Annotated in this window: 1 rRNA gene (cut by a window edge); it reads left to right on the top strand. The window is 56.1% G+C overall.

Annotated features, from left to right (window positions below):
- Positions 1-34: 34 nt before the first annotated feature.
- Positions 35-1,309, top strand: a 23S ribosomal RNA gene (locus ABT025_RS39185); it runs 1,925 nt beyond the window's last position.

Here is a 1,309-nt window from a genome sequence, read left to right as displayed (position 1 = left end):
GCTTGAGAACTGCACAGTGGACGCGAGCATCTGTGGCCAAGTTTTTAAGGGCGCACGGTGGATGCCTTGGCACTAGGAACCGATGAAGGACGTGGGAGGCCACGATAGTCCCCGGGGAGCTGTCAACCAAGCTTTGATCCGGGGGTTTCCGAATGGGGAAACCCGGCAGTCGTCATGGGCTGTCACCCACTGCTGAACACATAGGCAGTGTGGAGGGAACGAGGGGAAGTGAAACATCTCAGTACCCTCAGGAAGAGAAAACAACCGTGATTCCGGGAGTAGTGGCGAGCGAAACTGGATCAGGCCAAACCGTATGCGTGTGATACCCGGCAGGGGTTGCGCATGCGGGGTTGTGGGATCTCTTTTTCATGGTCTGCCGGCCGTGAGACGAGTCAGAAACCGTTGATGTAGGCGAAGGACATGCGAAAGGTCCGGCGTAGAGGGTAAGACCCCCGTAGCTGAAACATCAACGGCTCGTTTAAGAGACACCCAAGTAGCACGGGGCCCGAGAAATCCCGTGTGAATCTGGCGGGACCACCCGTTAAGCCTAAATATTCCCTAGTGACCGATAGCGGATAGTACCGTGAGGGAATGGTGAAAAGTACCGCGGGAGCGGAGTGAAATAGTACCTGAAACCGTGTGCCTACAAGCCGTGGGAGCGTCGCTGTATGTGCTTGCACATGCAGTCGTGACTGCGTGCCTTTTGAAGAATGAGCCTGCGAGTTTGCGGTGTGTTGCGAGGTTAACCCGTGTGGGGAAGCCGTAGCGAAAGCGAGTCCGAATAGGGCGATTTAGTAGCGCGCTCAAGACCCGAAGCGGAGTGATCTAGCCATGGGCAGGTTGAAGCGGAGGTAAGACTTCGTGGAGGACCGAACCCACCAGGGTTGAAAACCTGGGGGATGACCTGTGGTTAGGGGTGAAAGGCCAATCAAACTCCGTGATAGCTGGTTCTCCCCGAAATGCATTTAGGTGCAGCGTCGTGTGTTTCTTGCCGGAGGTAGAGCACTGGATAGGCGATGGGCCCTACCGGGTTACTGACCTTAGCCAAACTCCGAATGCCGGTAAGTGAGAGCACGGCAGTGAGACTGTGGGGGATAAGCTCCATGGTCGAGAGGGAAACAGCCCAGAGCATCGACTAAGGCCCCTAAGCGTACGCTAAGTGGGAAAGGATGTGGAGTCGCAGAGACAACCAGGAGGTTGGCTTAGAAGCAGCCACCCTTGAAAGAGTGCGTAATAGCTCACTGGTCAAGTGATTCCGCGCCGACAATGTAGCGGGGCTCAAGCGTACCGCCGAAGTCGTGTCATTCCA

It is taken from the genome of Streptomyces sp. NPDC002809, assembly GCF_040295435.1.
Taxonomy (GTDB): Bacteria; Actinomycetota; Actinomycetes; order Streptomycetales; family Streptomycetaceae; genus Streptomyces.
Note: the sequence above shows the minus strand (reverse complement) of the source record. Positions and strands in the feature narration are given on the sequence as shown.